This is a genomic window from Flavobacterium ammonificans, from assembly GCF_020886115.1.
Taxonomy (GTDB): Bacteria; Bacteroidota; Bacteroidia; order Flavobacteriales; family Flavobacteriaceae; genus Flavobacterium; species Flavobacterium ammonificans.
The window spans coordinates 2242511-2268137 of sequence record NZ_AP025185.1; the positions used below are offsets into that span (position 1 = coordinate 2242511).

Here is a 25627-nt window from a genome sequence, read left to right on the forward strand (position 1 = left end):
TAATTTTGCCGACCTTTCAAGTTAATGAAAGCCTACCACTATGAGAACAAAGTCTTTAAAGAAAAATAAAATCAATGTGATTACCCTGGGATGTTCCAAAAACATCTATGATAGTGAAGTTTTAATGGGTCAACTTCGAGCTAGCGGCAAAGAAGTAGAACATGAAGCACCTGAAGCAGAAGAAGGTAATATTATTGTAATTAACACTTGTGGATTTATTGATAACGCAAAAGCTGAATCAGTAAATATGATTTTAGAATATGCCGATAAAAAAGAGCGCGGATTAGTAGATAAAGTTTTTGTGACTGGATGTTTATCTGAACGTTATCGCCCTGATTTAGAAAAAGAAATTCCAAATATAGATCAGTTTTTTGGCACCACTGAATTACCTCAACTATTGAAGGCTTTAGGAGCTGATTATAAGCACGAATTATTAGGGGAACGTTTGACTACTACGCCAAAAAATTATGCCTATTTAAAAATTGCGGAAGGTTGTGACAGACCATGTAGTTTCTGTGCTATTCCATTAATGCGTGGAAAACACGTTTCGCAACCCATTGAAAAATTAGTTAAAGAAGCTGAAGGTTTAGCTCGTGATGGTGTAAAAGAATTAATTTTGATTGCTCAAGATTTAACCTATTATGGTCTTGACATTTACAAAAAAAGAAACTTAGCCGAACTATTAGAAGCTTTAGTTAAAGTAGAAGGAATTGAATGGATTCGATTGCATTATGCCTTCCCTACCGGTTTTCCAATGGACGTTTTGGAAATTATGAAACGTGAACCAAAAATTTGTAATTATATCGATATTCCATTGCAACACATTTCTGATTCAATACTAAAATCCATGAAACGTGGGACAACTCAAGCTAAAACAACTCAATTATTGAAAGATTTTAGAGCAGCAGTTCCAGGAATGGCAATTAGAACCACCTTAATTGTTGGTTATCCTGGGGAAACTCAAGAAGATTTTGAAATCTTGAAAGATTTTGTTCAAGAAATGAAGTTTGACCGAATGGGATGTTTTGCCTACTCACACGAAGAAAACACTTCGGCATATTTGCTTGAAGATAATGTCCCAGATGATGTAAAAAAAGAGCGTGCCAACGAAATCATGGAACTGCAATCGCAAATTTCTTGGGATTTGAACCAAGAAAAAGTGGGTCAAACTTTTAAATGCATCATTGACAGAAAAGAAGGCGGACACTTTGTAGGGCGAACTGAATTTGATAGCCCTGATGTAGATAATGAAGTATTAATTGATGCGACCAAATATTATTTAAAAACTGGTGAGTTTGCTTCTATTAAAATTACAGAGGCTACCGAGTTTGATTTGTACGGCGAACCTGCATAATTTAATTTCTTTTTTTATATTTGATAAAACTATATACTATGAAGACACTATTTAAAATCGTTTATATATTGATTCTGATGCTTTCGTTTTCAACCGCAAATGCTCAATTTGGTTTTGGAGGAAATGGTATGGGAAATGGTAGAATGAATCAAATGGGTGGAATGGGTAGAATGAATCAGCAACAACCTATGACTCCAGATAAACCAAAAGAAATTCCAGTTGAAGTAACTGTAGGTCAAATTATGGAGCGCTTAAAGCCTGATTTAGGCTTGGATGCACTTCAAGAAGTGGCAATTTCCAATATATTGACTCAAAGCATAAAAACGCAAACCGCTATAATCAAGCAAGAAATTAGTCAGGATAGTAAAATCAAAGAAATCCAAACGCTTTCAGAAATTACAGATTCTAAAATAAAACAACTTTTATCGCAATCCCAAAAGGAGAAATATAAAATTATTCAAGAAGAGGCTAAAAATCCACCTAAAAAGAAAAAGAAAAAAAAGGAGGAAAAAGAAGAAAAAGAATCTAATTAGTCTAAGATAATGGTATGAAAAAATTATTTATTTATTCATTATTTTTTGGTGTATTGGTATCATGCAAAAGCAACATTTATAGAAATGAAAGTGATAGCATACGAAAACAATTTAGAAAAGTAAAGAAAACAATCTTTCACAAGGAATCTGTCCCTCTATCGAATGGCAAAAATCCGGAATGGATCAATACGGTCAATTTCAATTTACGAAAACCTAATTTTATAATCCTTCATCATACCGCTCAGAACTCTTTAGAACAAACCATAAGAACATTTACGCTATCTAGAACACAAGTAAGTGCGCACTATGTAATTAGTGATGATGGGAAAGTAGTTCAAATGCTTAATGACTATTTAAGGGCTTGGCATGGCGGAAATGCAATATGGGGAAAAAACACCGATATTAATTCAGCATCAATAGGAATTGAATTAGACAATAACGGTTCAGAACCATTTTCTGAAGAACAAATAAGTAGTTTAATCGCTTTACTTACTCGATTAAAAAAAGAATACAATATTCCAACAACAAATATAATTGCCCACTCTGATATAGCACCTTCAAGAAAATCAGACCCAAGTGCGTTTTTTCCATGGAAAAGACTATCGGAATTAGGCTTTGGTATTTGGCCTGATGCCGCTATTGAAAATGCTCCTGAGAATTTTGATGCGATACTTGCTTTACGCATAATTGGTTATGATACTCGAAATTTATCAGCAGCCATAAGAGCATTTAAACTCCATTATATTCAAAATGAAGTGGACGATGTATTGAATGAAAAAACGATAAATACAATTTACTCTATTTACAAAAAGCAATAAAAAAAACTGCTCAAAAACATGTTGTAATTGAGCAGTTATTCATATTTAAAACACTCCATTTAAAAACAAAAAAACTTTTGTTTATATTTTAAAAACCATATACCATTGCCAAAGCAAACTGAGAAGCTGATTTTGTAGGATTACCATTAGCCAAATAAAAATCTTTCTCAGAGGCACTGTCTAATCGTATCTCAGGAATAAAAGTTAGCCCTCCTGATTTTAAGTTGGCTGACAAAGTGAATGCGGCAACAGAGGTATCGGTTGTCTTCGATTTAAAAGACTCAGCACGTAATCCTAAAGCAAAACTATCAGAAAGCGATAGAGAAGGATACAGTGCAATTCCAGAATACCCAGTTCCTGTTTCAACACCTGAATAATCTGCGCCATTTAATCCTAATTTGAATTTTGGTGATAGTTGATATGCGGCAGTCAGATCCACTATAGTGCCGCTTTGAGAACCAGTCAACAAATTGAAATAAGCAGTGAATCCTTCGGCTGGCGTAACTGATAATTGTGCTCCAAAAGCATTCAAACCAAATTCTGGAATAGCCTTGTAAGCGTTCCATTGATCGTTGAACAAACCAACCATAACTGAAACTTTACTTGAAACTACATAGTTTGCTTTAATTCCTGCATTTTGAAATGGACCTGATGTAAATAAATACGAAGTAGAGTAATGAAAATTAGATACTGGAGAAATTAACTCATAACCTATAAAAGTTCCCATGTAACCTGCGGTTAAACTTAACTTATCAGTTGCTGCATAGGTCGAATATAAATTTTGAATATGAAAAGATTGTCCTTCAACATCTGGTATAGATTGTCCCGCGCCTCGAGGACCAAAAGAAACCTCTCCAACAAATGAAGTCTTTCCTGTTTTCTTTTTTAATACCAAGTCAATCATTCCTAATGATAATGAATTATGATCTGTTGCAAAACTTGTTTGAATATTTTCAGTTTTGGCGAAATCATATTTCCAATACGCATCTACAGATCCTGAAAATTCAAGTGGAGTATCTTGAGCGAATAAATAACTACTTGTTAAAACTAAAACTAAAATGATAATTACTTTTTTCATGTTGAAAGATTTTAATTTACTAATTCGTTTGTTTAAGAAAAAGAAATAATTTTCAAAAAATACTATCTAAAGTTATTTCCTTTATCCGAAGCAAAACTATCAACTTTTATCAACGAAAATGAAAAACAAGTAAATTAAATTCAATAAAATAGTCATTTTTATGAAATTAGAATTAAAATTCATAAAAAAAAGATATTTAAAGCTAAAAATAGCATTAAAATGCATTATTAATAACATTAAAATTTATTATACCCTTTTAATTTTAGGGGTATTTTATTTTTTTGCATAAAAAAACTGTAAATTACTCTAAAATTATAAGTTAAAAAATAATTTACCCCTAAAAAATAAGGGGTATCAATTTTAAATTGTTTAAAAATAAAATTATAACCCATAAAAAAACCACCTTAATAAAGGTGGTTTTAAAATTAGGCTTAAAAAATACTATAAAGGAATGTTTCCATGTTTGCGTTTTGGCAATACACTTTCTTTATTTTCTAACATGCTAAAGGCTTTTATTAATTTTTTGCGTGTGTCTTGTGGTAAAATTACCTCATCAACAAAACCTCTCTGTGCAGCTGTATAAGGATTCGCAAACAAATCGGCATATTCCGCTTCTTTCTCTAACAACTTAGCCGCAGGGTCGTTTGCTTCATTAATTTCTTTTTTAAAGATAATCTCACTAGCCCCTTTGGCACCCATTACTGCAATTTCGGCTGTAGGCCAAGCAAAATTCATATCAGCACCAATGTGTTTGGAGTTCATTACATCATAAGCCCCTCCATATGCTTTTCGCGTAATCACGGTTACTCTTGGTACCGTAGCCTCACTTAAAGCGTACAACAATTTAGCCCCGTGCACAATAATACCATTCCATTCTTGATCAGTTCCTGGTAAAAATCCCGGAACATCTACTAATACTAATAAAGGAATATTAAAACAATCGCAAAAACGAGTAAATCGTGCTGCCTTGATCGATGAATTCACATCCAATACACCAGCTAAAATCATAGGCTGATTAGCAATAATACCAACACTACGGCCGCCAATTCGTGAAAAACCTACAATAATATTCTCTGCAAAGTTTTTATGAATTTCAAAAAACGAATCTTCGTCAATAATACCCGAAATTACTTCGTGCATATCATACGGCTTATTTGGATTATCTGGAATTATAGTCAATAATTTTTCTCTTACTTCATCATTAAGCTCATAAGCAAGATTTTTAGGTTTTTCTTTATTGGATTGAGGTAAATAACTCAATAATCGCTTTACATCTTCTAAACATTCTACATCATTCGCCGACGTACAATGTGCCACTCCAGATTTGGTTGAATGAGTACTTGCCCCTCCTAACTCTTCAGAAGTTACGGTTTCATTAGTTACAGTTTTAACTACATTAGGCCCTGTAACAAACATATAGCTGGTATCTTCCACCATCATCGTAAAATCTGTCATCGCAGGCGAATAAACCGCTCCCCCAGCACAAGGACCCATAATCGCTGAAATTTGCGGAATTATTCCAGAAGCTTGAACGTTTCTGTAAAAAATATCAGCATAACCACCTAATGAACGAACACCCTCTTGGATACGCGCACCACCTGAATCGTTTAAACCAATCATGGGCGCACCCACTTTTAGCGCCATATCCATTACTTTGCAAATTTTCTCGGCATGCGTTTCAGACAATGATCCTCCAAAAACAGTAAAATCTTGCGCAAAGACATAAACTAGTCTACCATTAATATTTCCATATCCGGTAACCACTCCATCTCCTAAATACACCTCTTTCTCGATCCCGAAATCAGTTGTACGGTGTGTAACCAACATTCCGATTTCTTCAAATGTGCCTTCGTCCAACAAATAATCAATACGTTCTCTAGCCGTTAACTTTTTATTTGAATGTTGTTTAGCAATTCTGTTCTTTCCTCCGCCCAAATGAGCTTCAGCAATTTTATCTTGTACTATTTTTATTTTTGATTCCATACTTTATTGAATTGGTAAGCGTACGATTTTTTGATCTTCAAAATACTGTTGCAAGGCTACCATAGCAGCGATTTGAGCTTCTTTTTGGGTTTGCTCTTTTAGCTTTTCAACGCTGTAATATTTTTTTACAAAATGCGTATCAAAGTTCCCCGAACGAAATGCCTCATGTTCAAAAACAAACTTTCCAAAAGGCAAAGTGGTCGAAACACCTTCTACTTTATAATTATCAATGGCCTGAATCATCGTTTGAATCGCTTCTTCACGAGTTGCTCCGTAAGCAATCAATTTAGACAACATTGGATCGTAATAAATTGGAATGTCCATTCCTTGTTCAAAACCATTATCAACACGAACTCCTTCTCCAACAGGTAACTGATATACATCCAAATGCCCCACACTTGGCAAGAAATCATTCAATGGATCTTCAGCATATACACGTAATTCAACAGCATGGCCTTTGATTTTTAAATCATCTTGTTGAAGTGGTAAAACTTCACCTCTAGCCACTCGGATTTGCAATTCTACTAAATCTGTTCCGGTTATAATTTCGGTTACAGGATGTTCTACTTGCAAACGGGTATTCATTTCGAGGAAATAGAAATTATTGTTTTCGTCCAATAAAAATTCTACAGTTCCCGCTCCTAAATAATCACATGATTTAGCAACCAAAACAGCCGCTTCTCCCATTTGCTTGCGCAATTCTAGCGTTAACACTGACGAAGGCGCTTCTTCAATAACTTTTTGATGGCGTCTTTGAACGCTACACTCTCTTTCAAAAAGATAGAGGATATTCCCATGACTATCCGCCATTACTTGAATTTCGATATGCCTTGGGGATGCTACATATTTTTCAATAAAAACAGAACCATCTCCAAATGCAGCAATAGCTTCACTAATCGCTCTGTCCATTTGCGATTCAAAATCAGCCTCTTTCTCTACCACACGCATTCCTTTACCTCCACCTCCGGCAGAGGCTTTAATTAAAATTGGAAAACCTATTGAAGTAGCCACTTCTTTTGCTTTTTTTACATCTGTAATCGCTTGATCGTAACCAGGAACCATAGGGATATTGTAGTCTTTAACCGCATCTTTAGCGGCTAATTTACTTCCCATAATGCGGATTGCTTTCGATTTTGGTCCAATAAATATAATCCCGTTACGTTCAGCTTCCTCAGCAAAATCGGCATTTTCACTTAAGAAACCATAACCTGGATGAATCGCATCTGCTCCTAATGATTTAGCCACTTCAATGATTTTACTTCCCAGTAAATAGGACTGGTTTGAAGGTGCTTCACCAATACAAACTGCTTCATCTGCAAATTTTACATGTGGGGCATTCCTGTCAATTGTAGAATACAACGCAACTGTCTTTATTCCCATTTTTCGAGCCGTTTTCATTACTCGTATGGCTATTTCGCCTCTATTGGCAACTACTATCTTCTTCATAATTTACTCGAATTCAATTAATAATTGTCCTTTGTCTACAGCGTCTCCAACCGCTACCGAAATAGACTTAATTACGCCATCACGAGGCGATAAAAAACTGTTTTCCATTTTCATGGCACCAAGAATAATTAAATTGTCGTTTTCTTTAACTTCCTGCCCTACTACTACACTAATTTCTAGAATTAATCCTGGCATAGGTGCCTTGATAGCATTAACTTGTTTAGCCAAACCGGTTTCAAATCCCATTTCTTTAATTAAAATATCTAAAGGATTTGAAATAGCAACGGTATAACTATTCCCATTAACTAAGACAGTATACTTTTTTTGATTAAAATCAGCCTCAACAATAGCTGCTTTGAAAGAAGTGTTTTCGTGTAAAATATGAAACTGATTCAATTCTGCACGAACAGCATCGAGTTGCAAAACACTTTGCGAATCCATATCAAAATGGAAGGTGTCGTTTACATTTACTTTATAACCAATACTCATAGGTGTATTTTTTAATTGGTAGTAAATGTATTTATTAATCTAAATTTAAAATGAAAAACGAGGTGTATATTTGCTAAATTACTATACTTTTTATCAAAAAAATAACAATTCTACAAAACTAAAAGACCGAAATCTTTTAACATTTTCATCGATTTTGAATACCAAAACAATTCAAAATCTTCCATTTCGCTTTCAAAATCAGCTTTCAGTTCTTGAAACTGGGTTGTTTTTGAATTGGAAACAGAAATTATATCTAGGGTTTTAACAAGCCATTCTCCTTCTTTTTGATTGGCTTGAATGACAACTTTTTCTTTTTTATCATGAAACGTTAATTCCATCATTTCCCAAGAATTTCCTTTTTTAGTTTTAGTAAAACTTCTTACTGTTGGCTTACCGCCTAGCCAAACTACTTTAGCATTCGGTTTACTACTAAAATTAGTTTCCTCTTCAAGTGCATCAAAAATAAAATCGGGACGAATCGTTGTTTTTGGTATCTTAAAATCGAACCATTCTTGCAAATCGTAATCCAAACAAATTCCGTGCATAAAGTTGAATAAGGATTTTTTTAGACCAAAACTAAATTGTTCGTGATCAATTCCTGTACTGTCTATATAATTGAGGTCATTATTTGCAAAAGTACCAACTATATCTGTTTCTTTAGTTACACCAAATTTTTCCGGATACATTCCCACTGGGCTGTGTGCCGTCATTGCAAATTGGTGCCAAAATCCAGATTGTAACACGCCAGCTTCAAACAATTGGCGTACCATTTCTAAACTATCTACCGTTTCTTGAATAGTTTGCGTAGGATAACCATACATTAAATAAGCGTGTACCATAACTCCTGCTTCAGTAAAATTGCGCGTTACTTTGGCTACTTGTTCTACCGTGACTCCTTTGTCAATCAATCGTAATAATCGGTCAGAAGCTACTTCTAGTCCGCCTGAAACGGCAATACAACCTGAAGCTTTTAACAACAAACACAAATCTTTGGTAAAGCTTTTTTCAAAACGAATATTCGTCCACCACGTAACAGCTAATTTTCTGCGTGAAATTTCTAACGCCAGTTCACGCATCAAAGCTGGTGGAGCGGCTTCGTCTACAAAATGAAAGCCAGTTTCGCCAGTTTGAGCTATCATTTCTTCCATTCGGTCGCACAAAATTCCGGCAGCAATGGGTTCGTAGATTTTAATGTAATCTAACGAAATATCGCAAAAAGTACATTTCCCCCAATAACAACCGTGGGCCATAGTTAACTTATTCCATCGACCATCACTCCACATACGGTGCATTGGATTCACAATTTCAATTACTGAAATGTATTTATCCAAAAGTAAATCTGAATAATCGGGCGTTCCTACTTGAGCTTGTTTGTAGTCGTGGCGAGAAGAGTTATTTTTATAGACTACTTTGCCATTCTCCAACAAAAAAGTACGCTTGAATTCCGCATTTATTCCTGATTCAATATTTTCAATAATTAATTCAAGTGGCAATTCGCCATCATCCAAACTAATAAAATCAAAAAACTCAAAAACCCGTTCGTCTGAAAGGGAACGTAATTCCGTATTCGCAAACCCGCCTCCCATCAAAATTTTGATTTCGGGATGGTACTTTTTCAACCATTGCGCAGAGCGAAAGGCAGCATATAAATTCCCAGGAAAAGGGACTGAAATTAAAAAAATAGTAGGTTGAATGATTTCTATTTTATCTTTCAGTATTGAAAATAAAATAGTATCAATATAAGTAGGTTGCTTTTGCAAGGCTTCGTACAACCCATCAAACGAATTGGCAGATCGTCCTAAACGTTCAGCATAACGACTGAATCCAAAATTAGGATCCACGCATTCTACAATAAAATCTGAAATATCTTCAAGATACAAAGTCGCCAAATGCTTCGCCTTATCTTGGGTTCCCATAGTTCCAAATGCCCAATCCAACTCTTCTAACTGTGCAAATCGTGAGGCTTCTGGCAAGAAATCTTCTTGACAAATTTGGAGTGCCAAAGTAGGATTTTTTCCTTGCAAGAAAGCTATAACGGAATCAATGGTTTTGATGTATTCGTCTTGTAATGCAAAAATTCGTTGGGCATTCTCTAAAAGTTCCTCCTTTGGAAATTTGGAACTAGAAAATTCAAACAAATTTTGCAATCCTTTTTTTGAAAACAAAGCTAAAATAACTTCTATCCCCAGATCAGCTTGTACCGAACTTCTATTTTTGGTATTCAAAAACCCTTTAATATAAGCCGTTGCTGGATACGGAGTATTCAGTTGAGTAAATGGTGGCGTTACAAGGAATAGTTTTGTTTTCAAAAGGATAGTTTTATGCAAAAATAACTGCAAAAAATAACTTTATCGTTTTTATCTTAAAAAACTATTGATTTGATTTTTTCAATTTTTTAAAAATAAGATAAGAATAAACAATCGGTACAATTGTAATGATTGCTGTAGTGGTTATAAACAAGTAAAAATTGATATCCTCTGGAACAACTAAACTAAAAATTACAATTAATAACCCACCAACAATCCATAATTTCCCTGCTAAAATATGGGTTAGTTTCCAAACTTCTTCACTCTCTAATGTCCAAGGAGTTTTTATTCCAAGAAAATAATTTTGCTTTATAACTTTAAAGTAATTACCCAAAGCCATAAATAATAATCCTATCAGAACTAAAACAATACTCGGGCTTGAAAGCGTTAGACTGTTAGAAGAATGTATTATATAAATTGCCAAAACCGACATAAAACCAACCAAAAAAAATTTAATTTGGTAATACTTCCCTCCCATTAATTCGATTCGCTTTATGGGATCAATTTTTGGTATAACAAGCATTAAAACATAAGTCAGAACAGGCAATAAAAAGAGGATTCCAATTAAAGAGTTTTTAGAACCCCAATCGTCAATTTCTCCTTTAAAATTCCAATGAATTGGAACTTTTTCTGGTAAACTATTCCACAAATAAGCCAAATAAATAAAAGGTAATAACACAAATCCAATAATTGGAAGTTCTTTTTTTAAAGTTTCATTCATTATTTTATTTTTTAAAAGTTAAAATCCATTGTAAAACGTCCTCCATAATAGTAGTGTTTAAAGAGTAAATAATAAATTGCCCTTTTTTTTCGGAAGAAATTAAATCGGCACGTTTCAAAATATCCAAATGATGTGAAATACTAGGTTTCGAAATATTAAAATAATCTGCAATTTCACCAGCAGATAAATCTTTAACTTTCAAAAGATCCAGAATCTCCCTTCTAGTTTCATCATTCAATGCTTTGAAAATGGAATTCATAATTCATTTATATATTTAGACAAATATCTAAATACTTTTTAAATAAACAAATTGAAAAGGAAATAATTTATATAAATATTAAAACTGATGTTCTTTTTTACTAATTACCAAAAGAGAAATTACTGAAATAACGGCAGCAGCAGAAAGATAATATCCTACAAAGTTCAAACCATAGTTAGTGGCAATCCATATAGCAATCATGGGAGCAAATGCAGCCCCAATAATACCCGCTAGATTAAAAGTCAATGATGCTCCTGAATACCGAACTGTTGTTGGAAACAACTCTGAAAGAAAAGTACCTAAAGGACCATAAGTAAATCCAATTAAAGTCATACCAATGCACAAAAAGAAAGTAACTTGAATACTGCTTCCGGAATTTAAAAATGGAGCAAAAAACAAACCGAAAACTGCAATTGTCAATGAGGCATAAATTAACATTTTTCTTCGTCCTATTTTATCTGCAATTAAAGCTGAAATCGGAATAAAACCTGCAAAAAACAAAACCGAAAACAACTGAATCAAAAGTGCTTCTTGGTTTGAAAGTTGCAGCTCGTTCGTATTCCAATTCAACATAAAAACGGTCATCAAATAGAAAATTACAAATGTAGTTACTGCGGCAAAAGTTCCGAAAAACAATTCTTTTCGATAGGACTTTAATAAAGTAACAAATGGCAGCTTCACTTCTTCTTGCTCTTTTTTAGCATTTTCAAATGCTGATGTTTCGGTTATTTTTAAACGGATATAAAAACCTACCAAAACCAATAACGAACTAGCAATAAAAGGTATTCGCCAACCATAGTCTAAAAAATCTTGGGAATTCATACAATTAGTCAATAACAAAAAGGTACCTCCAGAAAGAATTAAACCGATTGGCGCTCCTAACTGCGGAAACATTCCGTACCAAGCACGCTTATGAGGCGGTGCATTTTCAATAGCTAATAGTACCGCTCCTCCCCATTCGCCTCCAAGGCCAACACCTTGACCAAAACGGCACAACATCAACAAGATAGGCGCCGCAATCCCAATACTTGTATAACTAGGTAAAAAACCAATACAAACCGTTGAAATACCCATCGTCAGTAAAGCCACAACTAATGTGGTTTTACGACCGATTTTATCTCCATAATGCCCAAAAACTGCCGAACCTATTGGACGTGCAAAAAAAGCAATAGAAAAAGTTGCTAAAGATTGTAAAACGGATGTGGTACTATCCGTTCCAGGAAAAAATAATTGAGGAAAAACCAATACGGCTGCATTCGCATAGATATAAAAATCAAAAAACTCAATCGTAGTTCCAATTAAACTTCCGAAAAGAACGTGGCGTAACGAATTTTGTGTTGGTACTTTTGAGCTCATATACTTTGGTTTGTTGTTGTATCAATTGAGTATAAAAATGCTATTATTTTTCGAAAGCCACAACTATTTAGTTCCAATATTTTTTTAGTATTTTTACTCCAAACAAAACCCAATATGCCAACTGACTGTATACGCTATCAAAATTCAGGCTATTTCTCTTCTTTAATCGTAGACTATTTAGATCAAAAATCCAGTCTAAATTCCCTATACAATCGGTTTCCAACCATTGAAAACTTTGAAGCGCAAATCACTGAAAAAGCAGCCAACTACAATCAGGAGAATCGAAAACTATTGGTTACTGCTTTGCAAAAACAATATCAAAATAGCACTATTTCTGAAGCTACTGAAAATAATATTTTAGCTTTAGAACAAGCCAATACGTTTACTATTACAACGGGACATCAATTGAATTTGTTTAGCGGACCCTTGTATTTTTTATACAAAATCATTTCTACTATCAATTTAGCTTCCGAGTTAAAAACGAAGTATCCTAAGTCGAACTTTGTACCCATTTATTGGATGGCAACAGAGGACCACGATTTTGAAGAAATCAATTATTTCAATTTCAAAGGCAAAAAATTTCGTTGGAACAAAGAAAGTACAGGGCCGGTTGGTCGATTATCTACTGATGGATTGGATGCTGTTTTTGAGGTTTTTGCAAATGAATTAAGCTCTAGTACAAACGCTCAAAAAATCAAAGAATTATTCCAAAAATCGTATTTAGAACACTCCAATTTGGCAGAAGCCACTCGATTTTTAGCGAATGAACTTTTTGGTCATTACGGTTTAGTAATATTAGATGCCGATTCTGCAGAACTAAAACTAACTTTTATTCCGTACATCAAAGACGAACTAGAAAACCAAACTTCGTTCAAGGAAGTTGCTGCAACTATTGAAAAACTAAACGACTACACTATTCAAGTTAACCCACGTGAAATCAATTTATTTTACATAGAAAACAACTTAAGAGAGCGAATTATTTTTGAAAGTGGAACTTATAAAGTAAACCATACCAACTTATCTTTTTCTAAGGAAGATCTATTTCGATTGGCAGAAACCAATCCAGAAAAGTTCAGTCCAAACGTTATGCTACGTCCTTTGTACCAAGAGGTGCTTTTGCCAAATCTATGCTACATTGGTGGCGGTGGCGAAATTGCCTATTGGTTAGAATTACAGTCTTTTTTCAATGCAGCAAAAGTAAGTTTTCCAATGTTATTGATTCGTAACTCCGTTGTATTGACCACTGAAAAGCAAATCAAAAAAGCAGACGCTTTACAGCTTTCTTGGGCTGATTTGTTTAGCAAGCAAAAAGATTTAGTCAACAACAAAACTAAAGCGCTTTCTGAAATCAATTTGGATTTGTCAAATCTAAAAATGCAACTAAATAAACAGTTTGAGGAATTGTATAGCATTGCAAATCAAACTGACAATTCCTTTATTGGCGCTCTAAAAGCGCAAGAAATCAAACAAATCAAAGGAATCGATCACTTGGAAAAACGATTACTCAAAGCGCAAAAAAGAAATTTGCGAGATGTTTTAAACCGGATTATTCATTTGCAAAACGAATTGTTTCCGAATCAAAGTTTACAAGAACGACAAAATAATTTCTCTGAGTTTTATGAAGAAAATGGAGAGTTGTTAATTCAAACGTTAATAGAAAAACTACAACCTTTGGAGCAACGTTTTGAAATAGTTCAATTATAGTTATTTTTAGATTAGAGTAACATTTTATTCAATTTAAGACTAATTATTTCTTATGGATACATATATAATTGATTAGTATATAAAATGAAAAAGTATTTTACCCTACAATTTAAAATATTGAACAGACAACTAGCCGAGTGGGGAATTGAACCTATAGTAGGTTATACTTTAGGTTTATTTATATTTAGCATACTGTCTTTTCAATTATTTAATAAAACAAAATATGCAGATGTTATCTATATTGGGATTGCATTTAGTCAAATAATAAAATCAAATGAAGTAGTACGAAATAATTTTCTTAAACTGACCTATTCTACTATTGATTATTTAAAACTGCGAATTATTGAAAATTGGATTATCTCCTCGCCGTTTGTTATATTTTTAGTTTATAAAGAAAATTATTTATTTGCTATTTCATTATTAGTTTTTTGTGGGTTTTCTGTATTGTTTGTTCTGAAAAGTAAATCTAATTTTTACCTCCCCACTCCTTTCTTCAAATATCCTTTTGAATTTACAATAGGTTTTAGAACTAATTTTATCCTCTATATATTTGCTTATTTCTTGACAATTATGTCCATCGTTGTTTCTAATTTTAACTTAGGTGTGTTTTCTTTAATAGTAACTATAATGGGTTGTGCAGCCTATTTTACAAATTCTGAAAACAAATTTTATATTTGGATATATTCATTAAATCCAAAAGAATTTCTTTATACTAAAACAAAAATGATTGTGCTATATACAACCATTTTATGCTCACCAATACTCATTAGTTTATCCATATTCTATTCCAATAAAATTGACATTATTTTAGGCATACAATGTCTTGGATATTTGTTTATCTATATGACTATGCTTGCAAAATATTCGATTTATCCTGAGAAATTAAATATTCGATTTGGAATTGTAATAGCCTTAACTATATGGCTTCCTCCAATCCTAATTTTAATAATTCCATATCTATATATCGAGTCTACTAAAAAATTAAAAGAGATATTACAATGATTACTATTGAAAATTTATCCAAATCATATGGAGATAAAATTGTATTAGAAAATATAACATTGAATCTCAAAAAAGGTAAAGTATATGGAATTGTTGGCGAAAATGGCGCGGGTAAAACTACTTTATTCAACTGTATTTCAGGATTAGAAAAACATAGCGGAACAATTAGTTGCGAATATGGAAATCCTAAAATAAGTCTTGGCTATTTACAAACTGAGCCCTATTATTTTTCAAAAATAACCGGTATGGAATATTTGAGTTTATTATGTAACGCTAGAAATATTCAACCAATAAATAGTGTAGAAAAAAACATATTTGATTTGCCTTTAAACGAATATGCTAATAACTATTCTACTGGTATGAAAAAAAAGTTAGCGATTACTGCTTTACTTCTTCAAGAAAATAAATTTTTCATTTTAGACGAACCATTTAACGGAGTTGATATTCATAGTAACATGATTATTACAGAAATCATTCAACAACTTAAACGATTAGAAAAAACTATTCTCATTTCTTCCCATATTTTTTCAACTTTAAACGAAACATGCGATGAAATTTTTCTTTTGAAAAACAAAACAATTAATATGCGAGTTAAAAAAGATGAATTTGGTATCTTAGAAAATGAATTGAAGGAATTTTCGATTGGAAACAGAATTTCAAAATTAAATCTAAAATAATTTAACGCTTTATAAAATTATCGATTTTATTCTATTTCATTAATGAAATATCAAATAAAGCAGTATTTTTGCATTCTAAATTTATAATTACACAAAAAAATGGCAACAAACAGAACTTTTACTATGATTAAACCCGATGCGGTTAAAAATGGTCATATTGGAAACATACTTGCAATGATTAACAATGCTGGTTTCAAAATTGTTTCTTTAAAACTTACACAATTAACAGTGGCTGATGCACAGGCTTTTTATGCAGTACACAGCGCACGTCCTTTTTACGGAGAATTAGTTGAATTTATGTCAAGTGGGCCGATTGTTGCTGCTATTTTAGAGAAAGAGAATGCAGTAAACGATTTCAGAACTTTGATTGGTGCTACCAACCCAGCTGAAGCTGCAGAAGGTACCATTCGTAAATTATACGCTACTTCTTTAGGGGAAAATGCAGTTCATGGTTCAGATAGTGATGAAAATGCCGCAATTGAAGGTGCTTTTCACTTTGCAGGAAGAGAGCAATTTTAATCTAGATAGTTAGATTTATTAGACTTCTTAGATTTCTTAGATTTCTAAATTTTTAAAAAGAAACCCATTTCGATTGAAATGGGTTTCTTTTTATCTCTAACTTTCTAACTTTCTAAAAAAATCTAACAATCTAACAATCTAGAAATCTAAAAATCTAAATGTTTATCGCAAAACTACATCCTTAATTACCTCCCGTTGCAATTCTTCGTTAATCATGGCTATAATCTTTGATTTTCCGTGACTTAATTCTTCTCGTAAAACGGATGAACTTAACTCCACATACAAAGTACTACCTCGCAATACAACATTTTTAGTATAACTATTAACTCCATTACCCATAAGATTTTTCCAAGCCTCTTTCACATCAATCTGATCCATTCCTGGTTGCAATTTGTTGACTTGAATAATTTGCTTTAAAACATCGCCAACCGTACTTTGATTACTTAGTCTTTTTGCCATCGCCCAAAATATTTATAGCCGTAGCTTTTTTGTAATGGAACTCTTTATTTTGCGCATTAGTTATGACTAATTCGTCAGCGGTCAATTCAATTACTTCTTCCGAATACTTCATATAAGATGTGGAATAATCTAAATACACTTTTTCGTCTTGAAAACGAACACTAACATTCTCATAAGTGTCGTTTACCAAAAAAGTTCCGTTTAACTGAGGCGCTACTTTTTTTCGAATTCCTTTATTGTCGGACTCAATTTGAAAGTAATCATAATTTTGATTGGCTCCATATTCTTTATCTTCACCTTCATCAAAAACTACTTTTTCAATTTCCCAATAGCCGTTAATTTTAGCAATGTCAGCAGGTTTGATTTGCTGTTTACAACTAGTAAAAAGCATAGAAAGCAGTACAATAGTAATCAAGTTCTTCATATTACTCTTTTTTAGTTTTCACTCTTTTATACAATCCTAAGAAGAAAAAAACCAAACCTACTACTACAGCTATATAATAGATCGTCAAATTTTGTTCCCGAATCACATTTGCCAAAACAAAACAAATTACACTTATAAAATAAAAAGCCATCGGGCTTAATTTTCCAAAAGAACTCATAGTATATTATTTAAAAAAACTGTCTACAAACTCCAATTTATTGAACACTTGTAAATCTTCAATTCCTTCTCCTACTCCGATATATTTAACTGGAATTTGAAACTGATCTGAGATTCCAATTACCACACCGCCTTTGGCAGTTCCGTCTAATTTAGTTACAGCCAACGAAGTCACCTCTGTAGCTGCTGTAAACTGCTTGGCTTGTTCAAAAGCATTTTGACCTGTAGATCCGTCCAAAACTAATAAAACATCGTGTGGAGCGTCTCCTACTACTTTTTGCATTACGCGTTTTACTTTGGTCAATTCGTTCATCAAATTGACTTTGTTATGCAAACGTCCTGCTGTATCAATAATTACGATATCGGCATCTTGTGCCACTGCTGATTGCAAGGTATCAAACGCCACTGAAGCAGGGTCGCTTCCCATATTTTGTTTTACAATAGGGACTCCAACTCGATCGGCCCATATTTGCAATTGATCAATAGCCGCTGCACGAAAAGTATCTGCTGCACCCAAAACTACTTTGTGTCCCGCTTTTTTAAATTGGTATGCCAATTTTCCAATTGTGGTTGTTTTTCCTACTCCATTCACACCTACCACCATTAAAACATAAGGCTTGGTTTGTACTGGTGCCACAAATTCTGTTGCCTCACCTGAATTGGTCTCAGAAAGTAAACTTGCTATTTCTTCACGAAGAATCTGATTCAATTCGCCCACGCCTAAATACTTATCAGATGCCACACGCGCTTCGATACGTTGTATAATTTTTAATGTGGTGTTCACCCCTACATCAGAAGAAATAAGAATGTCTTCTAAATTATCTAGAACTTCATCATCTACTTTTGATTTTCCAGCCACCGCTTTGGATAACTTGGAAAAAAAAGTTGTCTTTGATTTTTCTAGGCCTTTGTCCAAGGATTGTTTCTCCTGTTCGTTTAGACTTTCGTCTTTTTTATCCGAAGAAAATATTCTTTTAAAAAAACTCATAGTGTTAAAGTATTAAATACGAATGTTGTAGTCTAAGAAAACTAATTCACTTTTATAATGGTAAATATAGAAAATAAAAAAGCTACTTCCGACTGAAAGTAGCTTTTCTATATACTGTTTAGAGTAAATTATTTCTTTTTCAAGAACTCATCAACTGCTTCAGGAGCCATAATAGATTCTACGAATGTATATGCGCCAGTTTTTGGAGATTTCACCATTTTAATGGCTTTTGATAATCTTTTAGAAGCGGTTTGTAACGATGCTACGGTTTTCTTTGCCATGATTCAAATGTTATTTGAAATTAATACAACCTACAAATGGATACATCAGAGGTTAATTAAATTTCTAATTATTATTTAATTTCTTTGTGAACTGTTACTCTCTTCAAGATTGGATTAAATTTTTTAATTTCTAATCTATCTGGAGTATTTTTTTTGTTCTTAGTTGTAATATATCTTGAAGTACCTGCAACACCAGTTGTTTTGTGCTCAGTACATTCTAAAATCACTTGGATTCTGTTACCTTTCTTTGCCATCTTGCTATCTATTTATTTAGGAAACGATTATTTGATAAATCCTTGCGCTTGTGCTTTTTTCAAAACAGCAGCAATCCCATTTTTATTAATTGTTTTTACTGTAGATGCAGCTACTCTAAGAGTAATCCATCTATCTTCTTCTGGAAGATAAAAACGCTTTTTAACTAAGTTCACAGAAAATTTTCTCTTAGTCTTGTTCATAGCGTGAGAAACGTTATTTCCTACCATCGCTCTTTTACCTGTAAGGACACAAACTCTTGACATTATTCTTTATCTTTTATCGTTATTCAAAATCAGGGTGCAAAGAAAAGAAAAATAAACGGATCAAACAAAAAAATTAAAGCACATTTTTTAAAATTTCTTTTTGAAGCATTTCTAAACTCTTAATCACCGCTCTATCAATGACTTTTTCTCGGGGTTGTCCAAAATTAAACTCCTCAACCACAATACCTTTTGGTGTTGCTAAAGCAATACATACAGTTCCTACTTCAGCATCAGCTTCTCCTTTCGTTGGACCAGCATTTCCCGTAGTCGCAATAGCATAATCGGTTTGCATCATTTTTTGAACATTCATAACCATAGCTGAAGCGACTTCTTTACTAACCACTGTGCAAGCATCAATCAATTCTTTAGATACGCCCAAGACATTGATTTTGGCTTCAGTAGCGTATGAAACAACACTTCCTTTAAAATAAGCCGAAGCACCAGGAACAGAAGTAAGTAGTTGTGCTATTTTACCACCTGTACAACTTTCTGCAGTAGCCAGTGTAAGCTGTTTATTCTTTAAAATTCGACCAAGAACCACTTCAATTGTATCTTCTTCTTCAAATCCTACTATAATATCGTGAATGATGATATCCAATGATTTGACATTGGCTGCAATCGCTTCTTCTAATAGTTGTTTATCTTTTCCTCTAGCCGTTAAACGCAAACGTACACGACCTGGACTTGGCAAATAAGCCAACTTAATGCATTCGGGTAATTGGTTTTCCCAATCTTCAATTCGTTCTGCAACATGACTTTCTCCTTGACCGTAGGTCAAAATGGTTTTATGAACTATATAAGGTCTTTGGTATTCGTGAACCAATTTAGGAATGACTTGATTTTCTATCAAATACTTCATTTCGTATGGCACACCTGGAAGCGAGATAAAAACAGTATTTTCTTTTTTAATCCACATCCCAGGCGCAGTACCCACTTGATTGTGAAGCACCGTACACTTTGAAGGAACTAAGGCTTGGTCTTTATTAATTTGAGAAGCTGATTTACCCAAGGCACGCTCAATTAGTGCAATGACATGAAGTTCAACTTCAGCGTTTCTAACCAAAGTATCTCCAAAATATTCACACAATGTATGTTTGGTAATATCGTCTTTTGTTGGTCCTAAACCTCCGGTAATAAGTACTACTTCTACTTTATTTTGAAGCGATGCAAACGTATCTAAAATATGTTGTTTATCATCTGAGATAGACAGCATCTCGCGAGTTTCAATTCCAATTTTATCCAACGACTTGGCTATAAAACCCGAATTAGTATCTACGATTTGACCAATTAATATTTCGTCTCCGATAGTAACAACAGCTGCTTTCATTATAGTTTTGAATTACAAATTGAAATCTTTTTTAATTTCTTTTATCGCATCTTTCACCTGCGATTTAACGCTCTTATAGGTTTCTTTAATGTTTTTTGTATTTCCTTCAGCTTTTGCCCAAGCCTCTATCAACACCATTTCTTCAAATGCCACATGCATTCCTAACAAATCAAGTGTAGGTTTGATTTTATGAGCATAAGCAAATACTTCTTTATGTAATTCTGAATAGATTCCAGTCTTTATTTCTAATAAATCCTTTGGAATTTCATTTACAAATAAAACTAGAATTTGATTTACAAATTCAGAATCGTTATCTGAAAGTTGGTACACTTTAGATAAATTATAGTGTAGTGCCATTATTTTACTTGTATTCTAAATAGTTGTTGTCCTTCTAAGTATCCTTCTAACACATCATTTGGATTTACCGCAGCTACTCCTTCAGGTGTACCAGTAAATATAATATCTCCTATTTTCAAAGTAAAAAACTGAGAAACATATGCCACCAATTCGTCTATTTTCCACAACATCAAACTGGAATTTCCTTTTTGAGCAATTTCACCGTTTTTGAGCAATTCAAAATTAACATCTTCTAACGAAGCAAATTGATCTTTGGGAATAAATTCGCCTATTACTGCCGAACCGTCAAAAGCTTTTGCTTTTTCCCAAGGCAATCCTTTTGCTTTCAATTGATCTTGTAAATCGCGAGCAGTAAAGTCGATTCCAACACTAATTTCGTCGTAGTATTTATGTGCAAATTTAGGTTCGATGTACTTTCCTACCTTATTAATTTTTACAATCAATTCAATTTCATGATGCACATCATTTGAAAACTCAGGAAGTACAAAAGGATGCTGCTTCAACAACACCGCCGAATCCGGTTTCATAAAAACTACCGGCTCAGTCGGGCGTTCGTTTTTTAATTCCGCTATATGGTTGGTATAATTTCTACCGATACAAATTATTTTCATTTCCTTAAAGTAATTACTTTATTTAGTATTTAATTTTCTCAATTTAATTGCAGTCAATACTTTTTTAGTATACAAAGGGAAATCAGCATTTTGAATCCAACTGAAATAACCTGGCTCCGTTTCCAATACCTTTTCCACTTTAGCTCCTTTGTGTTTTCCAAAAGTAAAAATTTCTTCTCCGTCTTTGTCAAATGCTATCATTCCTGCAAAATCAGCAATCTTTTTTCGAGTGGTAAATTCAGAAAGCGCTTTCATATCGTTTTCCAATTCAGGATATCGGTCCAACTGCGCTTTTAATATCTCATAGGTTGCCATAGTATCTGCTTCAGCTGAATGAGCGTTTTCTAAATTTTTACCACAATAAAATTTAAGGGCAGCGCTCAATGTTCTTTCTTCCATTTTATGGAAAACCGTTTGCACATCAACCGAGACTCTGTTTTTCATATCAAAATCAACGCCAGCACGCAACATCTCTTCCGCCAACAACGGAATATCAAAACGATCCGAATTGTATCCTGCCAAATCGCTATCCTTAATCATGTTTTGAATTTGACTTGCCAATTGCGCAAAGGTCGGTTCATTAGCTACTTTAGCATCATCAATTCCATGAACCGCGGTTGTTTGTGGAGGAATTGGAATAGTAGGATTTACTAACCAGGTTTTGCTTTCTTTATTCCCATTTGGGAATACTTTAAAAATTGAAATTTCAACAATTCGGTCCTTGCCTATATCGATTCCGGTAGTTTCAAGGTCAAAAAAGCAAATTGGTCTATTAAGTTTAAGTTCCATCTATTAATTTATAAGATTACAAATATATCAATTTGTAATGAATGAGCTTTAAAAAAGAAAACCCTTTCAAAGTCAAACTTTGAAAGGGTTAATCATCTATTTACAAATTGGATTAAATATCCGTATTGATATCAAAAGCCTCTAAATAATCGGCTACTCGTTTAACAAAACTACCCCCAAGAGCGCCATCTACAACTCTATGATCGTAGCTGTGAGATAGAAACATTTTTTGGCGAATACCAATAAAATCGCCTTCTGGTGTTTCGATTACTGCAGGCACTTTTCGAATAGCACCTAAAGCTAATATTCCGACTTGAGGTTGGTTAATAATTGGGGTTCCGAAAACACTTCCAAAAGTCCCCACATTAGTTACTGTATATGTACCACCTTGAGTATCATCTGGTTTTAATTTGCCATTTTTAGCTCGGTTACCTAAATCATTTACAGCTTTAGCCATTCCGACTAGATTTAATTGATCCGCGTTTTTAATCACTGGAACAATTAAATTTCCGTTAGGCAAAGCGGCTGCCATACCTAAATTAATATTTCTCTTTTTTATAATATATTCACCCTCAACAGAAATATTCATTCCCGGAAAATCTTTCAAAGCCTTAGCTACAGCTTGCATAAATATTGGAGTAAAAGTCAATTTCTCTCCTTCTCGTTTTTCAAAAGTATTTTTTACTTTGTCTCTCCACTTAACAATATTGGTTACATCAACCTCTATGAAAGACTGCACATGAGCTGAAGTTTGCAAAGAAGCCGTCATATAACCCGAAATCAACTTTCGCATTCGATCCATCTCTACAATTTCATCTTCGCCATTAACCGATACCGGTACTGCTTGAGTACTAGTATTACTTATTGGAGTTGGTGCAGATGTATTGGCAACAGGCGATTTTTGTCTTCCTGCCACATAGGCTAAAATATCTTCTTTAGTCACACGACCTTCTTTACCTGAGCCAGAAATACTTTCTAATTCAGCAACAGAAACTCCTTCTTGTTTGGCAATATTTTTAACCAATGGGGAAAGGAATTTTTCAGTCACTTTAAAATCTACCGCCGGAGCAACAATAGCTTGGGCTACTTCAACTGATTTTTCTATTTCAACAACAGCTTCAGGAATTGCCACATCTTCTGTTGTCGTAGTTGTATTATCTGATGAGGAATCAGTTTCAATAATAGCAATAGTTTGTCCTACTTGAACTAAATCGTCTTTGCCAAATAATTGTTCGACCAAAACACCTGCAACTTCACTTGGGACTTCGCTATCTACTTTATCTGTTGCAATTTCAAGAACTGCGTCATCTATTTCGATTGTATCTCCAACTTGCTTTAACCAATTAGTTATAGTTGCCTCAGCTACACTCTCTCCCATCTTTGGAAGTTTTAATTCAAATCTTGCCATAATCTTAACGTAAAACGTGATTTTGATTTTATGATTGCAAAATTAGGAAATATTTTTAGTTTTTGATACGATTAAATCAAAATTCCATGTTTACGAAAACGTTTTTTATGTCCTCTAAAATCAAATTGAAAATGATTGTTTCATTTCAAAAGAGTACTTTTGCAAAAAACTATAGTTGTGAATTATTTATCTGTTGAAAATATCTCCAAATCTTTTGGAGAACGCACCCTTTTTGAAAATATTTCTTTTGGCATCAACAAAGACCAAAAAATCGCTTTTATTGCTAAAAACGGTTCTGGAAAAACTTGCATTATGAAAATAATCAATGGCGAAGACGAACCGGATTCTGGGCAGGTTATTCTGCGAAAAGAAATCAAAATGGCGTTTTTGTCACAAGATCATAATTTACAAGATGAATTGACTATTGAAGAAAGTATTTTTGCATCAGACAATGAAATTCTCAAAGTTATTGAAGAATACGAAAAAGCCCTAGAAAATCCAGAAAACGAAGAAGCCTATCAAAAAGCATTCGATAAAATGGATCAACATAATGCTTGGGATTTTGAAACCCAATACAAACAAATTCTATTCAAATTAAAATTAGAAGACTTCAAACTGAAAGTAAAAAACCTTTCAGGAGGGCAGAAAAAACGTTTGTCGTTAGCCATTATTTTAATTAATCGTCCCGATTTATTGATTCTGGACGAACCTACCAATCACTTGGATTTAGAAATGATTGAATGGTTGGAAAGTTATTTTGCTAAAGAAAATATTACCTTATTTATGGTAACGCACGACCGTTTCTTTTTGGAACGTGTTTGCAACGAAATCATTGAATTAGATAATGGTAAATTATACCAATACAAAGGAAATTATTCCTATTATTTAGAGAAAAAAGAAGAACGAATTGCGTCTGAAAACGCTAGTGTAGACAAAGCACAAAATTTATTCGTAAAAGAATTGGAATGGATGCGCCGCCAGCCCAAAGCAAGAACGACCAAATCCAAATCGCGTCAAGATGATTTTTACGTCATCAAAGAAAAAGCGCAAAATAGACGTCGAGAAAATAAAGTGGAACTCGAAATCAATATGGAGCGAATGGGTAGTAAGATTATCGAACTGCACAAAATCTCTAAAAAATTCAAAGATCACGTTATCTTAGACAATTTCAGTTTCGATTTTCAACGTGGAGAGCGCATTGGGATTATTGGTAAAAACGGAACTGGAAAATCGACTTTTCTGAATCTATTGACAGGTACTTTGCCTTTGGATAGCGGAAAAGTAATTAAAGGAGATACCATCAAAATAGGGTATTACACCCAAAGTGGTATCAATCCAAAACCGGGTCAGAAAGTAATTGACATCATCAAAGAATATGGCGAATACATTCCACTTGCAAAAGGGAAAATCATTTCGGCAGGACAATTATTGGAACGTTTCCTTTTCGACAGAAAAAAGCAGCACGATTATGTAGAGAAATTGAGCGGTGGCGAATTGAAGCGTTTGTATTTATGTACCCTTTTGATTCAAAATCCGAACTTTTTGATTTTGGATGAGCCTACCAATGACTTGGATATCGTTACCTTAAATGTATTGGAAAGTTTTCTCTTGGACTATCCGGGTTGTTTGCTAGTAGTTTCGCACGACAGGTATTTTATGGACAAAATTGTAGACCATTTATTTGTGTTTAGAGGCGATGGCGTTATCGAGGATTTTCCGGGTAACTACTCCGATTTTAGAGCCTATGAAGACAGTGCAGATGTAGCTCAAAAAGAGGAAAATAAAGCCGAGAAAAAAGATTGGAAACAAAACAATCCAACGGGTAATTTAAGCTTTAATGAGCAAAAAGAATATCAAAAAATCGAAAAAGAAATCAAAGAGTTGGAGAGTCAAAAAGTCGCTATCGAACAATTGTTTTCTGATGGAAAAGTTGCCGATGAAGATATTGAGAAAAAAGCAAAAGACTTGGAAGAAATCATCCAAAAAATAGAAACAAAAGAAGAACGTTGGTTTGAACTTTCAGCCAAAATTGAATCGTAATTA

General features: G+C 33.6%; 28 protein-coding genes. 8 read left to right on the forward strand and 20 right to left on the reverse strand.

Annotated features, from left to right (window positions below):
- Window positions 1–40: 40 nt before the first annotated feature.
- Genes rimO through LPC20_RS09955 form a run of 3 tightly spaced genes read left to right on the forward strand, consistent with a single transcriptional unit; the run spans window position 41 to window position 2705 of the window.
- Window positions 41–1354 carry a 30S ribosomal protein S12 methylthiotransferase RimO gene (rimO, locus tag LPC20_RS09945; RefSeq protein ID WP_229324986.1) on the forward strand — a complete coding sequence of 438 codons (1314 nt, stop codon included), beginning with the start codon at window positions 41–43 and terminating at the stop codon, window positions 1352–1354.
- A gap of 38 nt (window positions 1355–1392) precedes the next feature.
- Complete coding sequence (locus tag LPC20_RS09950) at window positions 1393–1887, forward strand: hypothetical protein (RefSeq protein ID WP_229324988.1); 495 nt, start codon at window positions 1393–1395, stop codon at window positions 1885–1887.
- A gap of 14 nt (window positions 1888–1901) precedes the next feature.
- Window positions 1902–2705 (forward strand): N-acetylmuramoyl-L-alanine amidase, encoded by an 804-nt coding sequence (locus LPC20_RS09955; RefSeq protein ID WP_229324990.1) that lies wholly within the window; start codon window positions 1902–1904, stop codon window positions 2703–2705.
- A gap of 88 nt (window positions 2706–2793) precedes the next feature.
- Here the strand turns inward: LPC20_RS09955 and LPC20_RS09960 are convergent, their stop codons facing one another.
- The 8 genes from LPC20_RS09960 to LPC20_RS09995 all read right to left on the reverse strand — a co-directional run bounded on the left by LPC20_RS09960 (window position 2794) and on the right by LPC20_RS09995 (window position 12343).
- Complete coding sequence (locus LPC20_RS09960) at window positions 2794–3783, reverse strand: outer membrane beta-barrel protein (RefSeq protein ID WP_229324992.1); 990 nt, start codon at window positions 3781–3783, stop codon at window positions 2794–2796.
- 441 nt (window positions 3784–4224) lie between these two features.
- Entirely contained in the window at window positions 4225–5766 is a 1542-nt protein-coding gene (locus LPC20_RS09965) for an acyl-CoA carboxylase subunit beta (protein WP_229324993.1), read from the reverse strand.
- 3 nt (window positions 5767–5769) lie between these two features.
- Entirely contained in the window at window positions 5770–7212 is a 1443-nt protein-coding gene (gene accC / locus LPC20_RS09970) for an acetyl-CoA carboxylase biotin carboxylase subunit (protein WP_229324995.1), read from the reverse strand.
- Window positions 7213–7215: 3 nt separating this feature from the next.
- Window positions 7216–7701 (reverse strand): acyl-CoA carboxylase biotin carboxyl carrier protein subunit, encoded by a 486-nt coding sequence (locus tag LPC20_RS09975; protein ID WP_229324997.1) that lies wholly within the window; start codon window positions 7699–7701, stop codon window positions 7216–7218.
- Window positions 7702–7811: 110 nt separating this feature from the next.
- Window positions 7812–10010, reverse strand: coding sequence for a B12-binding domain-containing radical SAM protein (locus tag LPC20_RS09980; protein WP_229324999.1), 2199 nt, complete (start codon window positions 10008–10010; stop codon window positions 7812–7814).
- A 61-nt stretch (window positions 10011–10071) separates the two neighbouring features.
- Window positions 10072–10728 carry an SdpI family protein gene (locus LPC20_RS09985; protein WP_229325001.1) on the reverse strand — a complete coding sequence of 219 codons (657 nt, stop codon included), beginning with the start codon at window positions 10726–10728 and terminating at the stop codon, window positions 10072–10074.
- A 4-nt stretch (window positions 10729–10732) separates the two neighbouring features.
- Complete coding sequence (locus tag LPC20_RS09990) at window positions 10733–10987, reverse strand: autorepressor SdpR family transcription factor (protein ID WP_229325003.1); 255 nt, start codon at window positions 10985–10987, stop codon at window positions 10733–10735.
- Window positions 10988–11065: 78 nt separating this feature from the next.
- Complete coding sequence (locus tag LPC20_RS09995) at window positions 11066–12343, reverse strand: MFS transporter (protein WP_229325005.1); 1278 nt, start codon at window positions 12341–12343, stop codon at window positions 11066–11068.
- Between the two features lie 114 nt (window positions 12344–12457).
- Here LPC20_RS09995 and bshC point away from each other — a divergent pair, with 114 nt between their 5' ends.
- The 4 genes from bshC (at window position 12458) to LPC20_RS10015 (ending at window position 16245) form a co-directional block, all read left to right on the forward strand.
- Window positions 12458–14047 (forward strand): bacillithiol biosynthesis cysteine-adding enzyme BshC, encoded by a 1590-nt coding sequence (gene bshC / locus LPC20_RS10000; protein ID WP_229325007.1) that lies wholly within the window; start codon window positions 12458–12460, stop codon window positions 14045–14047.
- Between the two features lie 84 nt (window positions 14048–14131).
- Window positions 14132–15049: an ABC transporter permease gene (locus tag LPC20_RS10005; protein WP_229325009.1), complete on the forward strand. Its 918-nt coding sequence runs from the start codon at window positions 14132–14134 to the stop codon at window positions 15047–15049.
- Window positions 15046–15726 carry an ABC transporter ATP-binding protein gene (locus tag LPC20_RS10010; protein ID WP_229325011.1) on the forward strand — a complete coding sequence of 227 codons (681 nt, stop codon included), beginning with the start codon at window positions 15046–15048 and terminating at the stop codon, window positions 15724–15726. Before LPC20_RS10005 ends, LPC20_RS10010 begins: the two co-directional genes overlap by 4 nt.
- Window positions 15727–15825: 99 nt before the next feature.
- Entirely contained in the window at window positions 15826–16245 is a 420-nt protein-coding gene (locus tag LPC20_RS10015) for a nucleoside-diphosphate kinase (RefSeq protein ID WP_229325012.1), read from the forward strand.
- A gap of 162 nt (window positions 16246–16407) precedes the next feature.
- Here the strand turns inward: LPC20_RS10015 and LPC20_RS10020 are convergent, their stop codons facing one another.
- From LPC20_RS10020 to LPC20_RS10075, 12 genes are all read right to left on the reverse strand, one after another.
- Window positions 16408–16704, reverse strand: coding sequence for a DciA family protein (locus LPC20_RS10020; RefSeq protein ID WP_229325014.1), 297 nt, complete (start codon window positions 16702–16704; stop codon window positions 16408–16410).
- Complete coding sequence (locus LPC20_RS10025; RefSeq protein WP_229325016.1) at window positions 16685–17128, reverse strand: lipocalin family protein; 444 nt, start codon at window positions 17126–17128, stop codon at window positions 16685–16687. Before LPC20_RS10025 ends, LPC20_RS10020 begins: the two co-directional genes overlap by 20 nt.
- A gap of 1 nt (window position 17129) precedes the next feature.
- Window positions 17130–17306 (reverse strand): hypothetical protein, encoded by a 177-nt coding sequence (locus LPC20_RS10030; protein ID WP_229325018.1) that lies wholly within the window; start codon window positions 17304–17306, stop codon window positions 17130–17132.
- Window positions 17307–17312: 6 nt separating this feature from the next.
- Window positions 17313–18293, reverse strand: a complete 981-nt coding sequence (gene ftsY / locus LPC20_RS10035; RefSeq protein WP_229325020.1) for a signal recognition particle-docking protein FtsY — start codon at window positions 18291–18293, stop codon at window positions 17313–17315.
- A 128-nt stretch (window positions 18294–18421) separates the two neighbouring features.
- Window positions 18422–18574, reverse strand: coding sequence for a DUF4295 domain-containing protein (locus LPC20_RS10040; protein WP_066310049.1), 153 nt, complete (start codon window positions 18572–18574; stop codon window positions 18422–18424).
- A gap of 71 nt (window positions 18575–18645) precedes the next feature.
- Entirely contained in the window at window positions 18646–18828 is a 183-nt protein-coding gene (gene rpmG / locus LPC20_RS10045; protein ID WP_007805817.1) for a 50S ribosomal protein L33, read from the reverse strand.
- 27 nt (window positions 18829–18855) lie between these two features.
- Window positions 18856–19092, reverse strand: coding sequence for a 50S ribosomal protein L28 (gene rpmB, locus LPC20_RS10050; protein WP_229325022.1), 237 nt, complete (start codon window positions 19090–19092; stop codon window positions 18856–18858).
- Window positions 19093–19165: 73 nt separating this feature from the next.
- Entirely contained in the window at window positions 19166–20419 is a 1254-nt protein-coding gene (locus tag LPC20_RS10055; protein WP_229325024.1) for a CinA family nicotinamide mononucleotide deamidase-related protein, read from the reverse strand.
- A gap of 12 nt (window positions 20420–20431) precedes the next feature.
- Window positions 20432–20776: an Hpt domain-containing protein gene (locus tag LPC20_RS10060; protein ID WP_229325026.1), complete on the reverse strand. Its 345-nt coding sequence runs from the start codon at window positions 20774–20776 to the stop codon at window positions 20432–20434.
- Window positions 20776–21387 (reverse strand): fumarylacetoacetate hydrolase family protein, encoded by a 612-nt coding sequence (locus LPC20_RS10065; protein ID WP_229325028.1) that lies wholly within the window; start codon window positions 21385–21387, stop codon window positions 20776–20778. Before LPC20_RS10065 ends, LPC20_RS10060 begins: the two co-directional genes overlap by 1 nt.
- Before the next feature lie 18 nt (window positions 21388–21405).
- Window positions 21406–22176 (reverse strand): 3'-5' exonuclease, encoded by a 771-nt coding sequence (locus LPC20_RS10070; RefSeq protein WP_229325030.1) that lies wholly within the window; start codon window positions 22174–22176, stop codon window positions 21406–21408.
- 112 nt (window positions 22177–22288) lie between these two features.
- Complete coding sequence (locus tag LPC20_RS10075; RefSeq protein ID WP_229325032.1) at window positions 22289–23584, reverse strand: dihydrolipoamide acetyltransferase family protein; 1296 nt, start codon at window positions 23582–23584, stop codon at window positions 22289–22291.
- Between the two features lie 177 nt (window positions 23585–23761).
- On the opposite strand from LPC20_RS10075, the gene LPC20_RS10080 reads away from it, so the two are divergent.
- The gene (locus tag LPC20_RS10080) at window positions 23762–25624 is read left to right on the forward strand and encodes an ABC-F family ATP-binding cassette domain-containing protein (RefSeq protein ID WP_229327157.1); all 1863 of its coding nucleotides are present in this window, start codon (window positions 23762–23764) and stop codon (window positions 25622–25624) included.
- Window positions 25625–25627 lie beyond the last annotated feature (3 nt).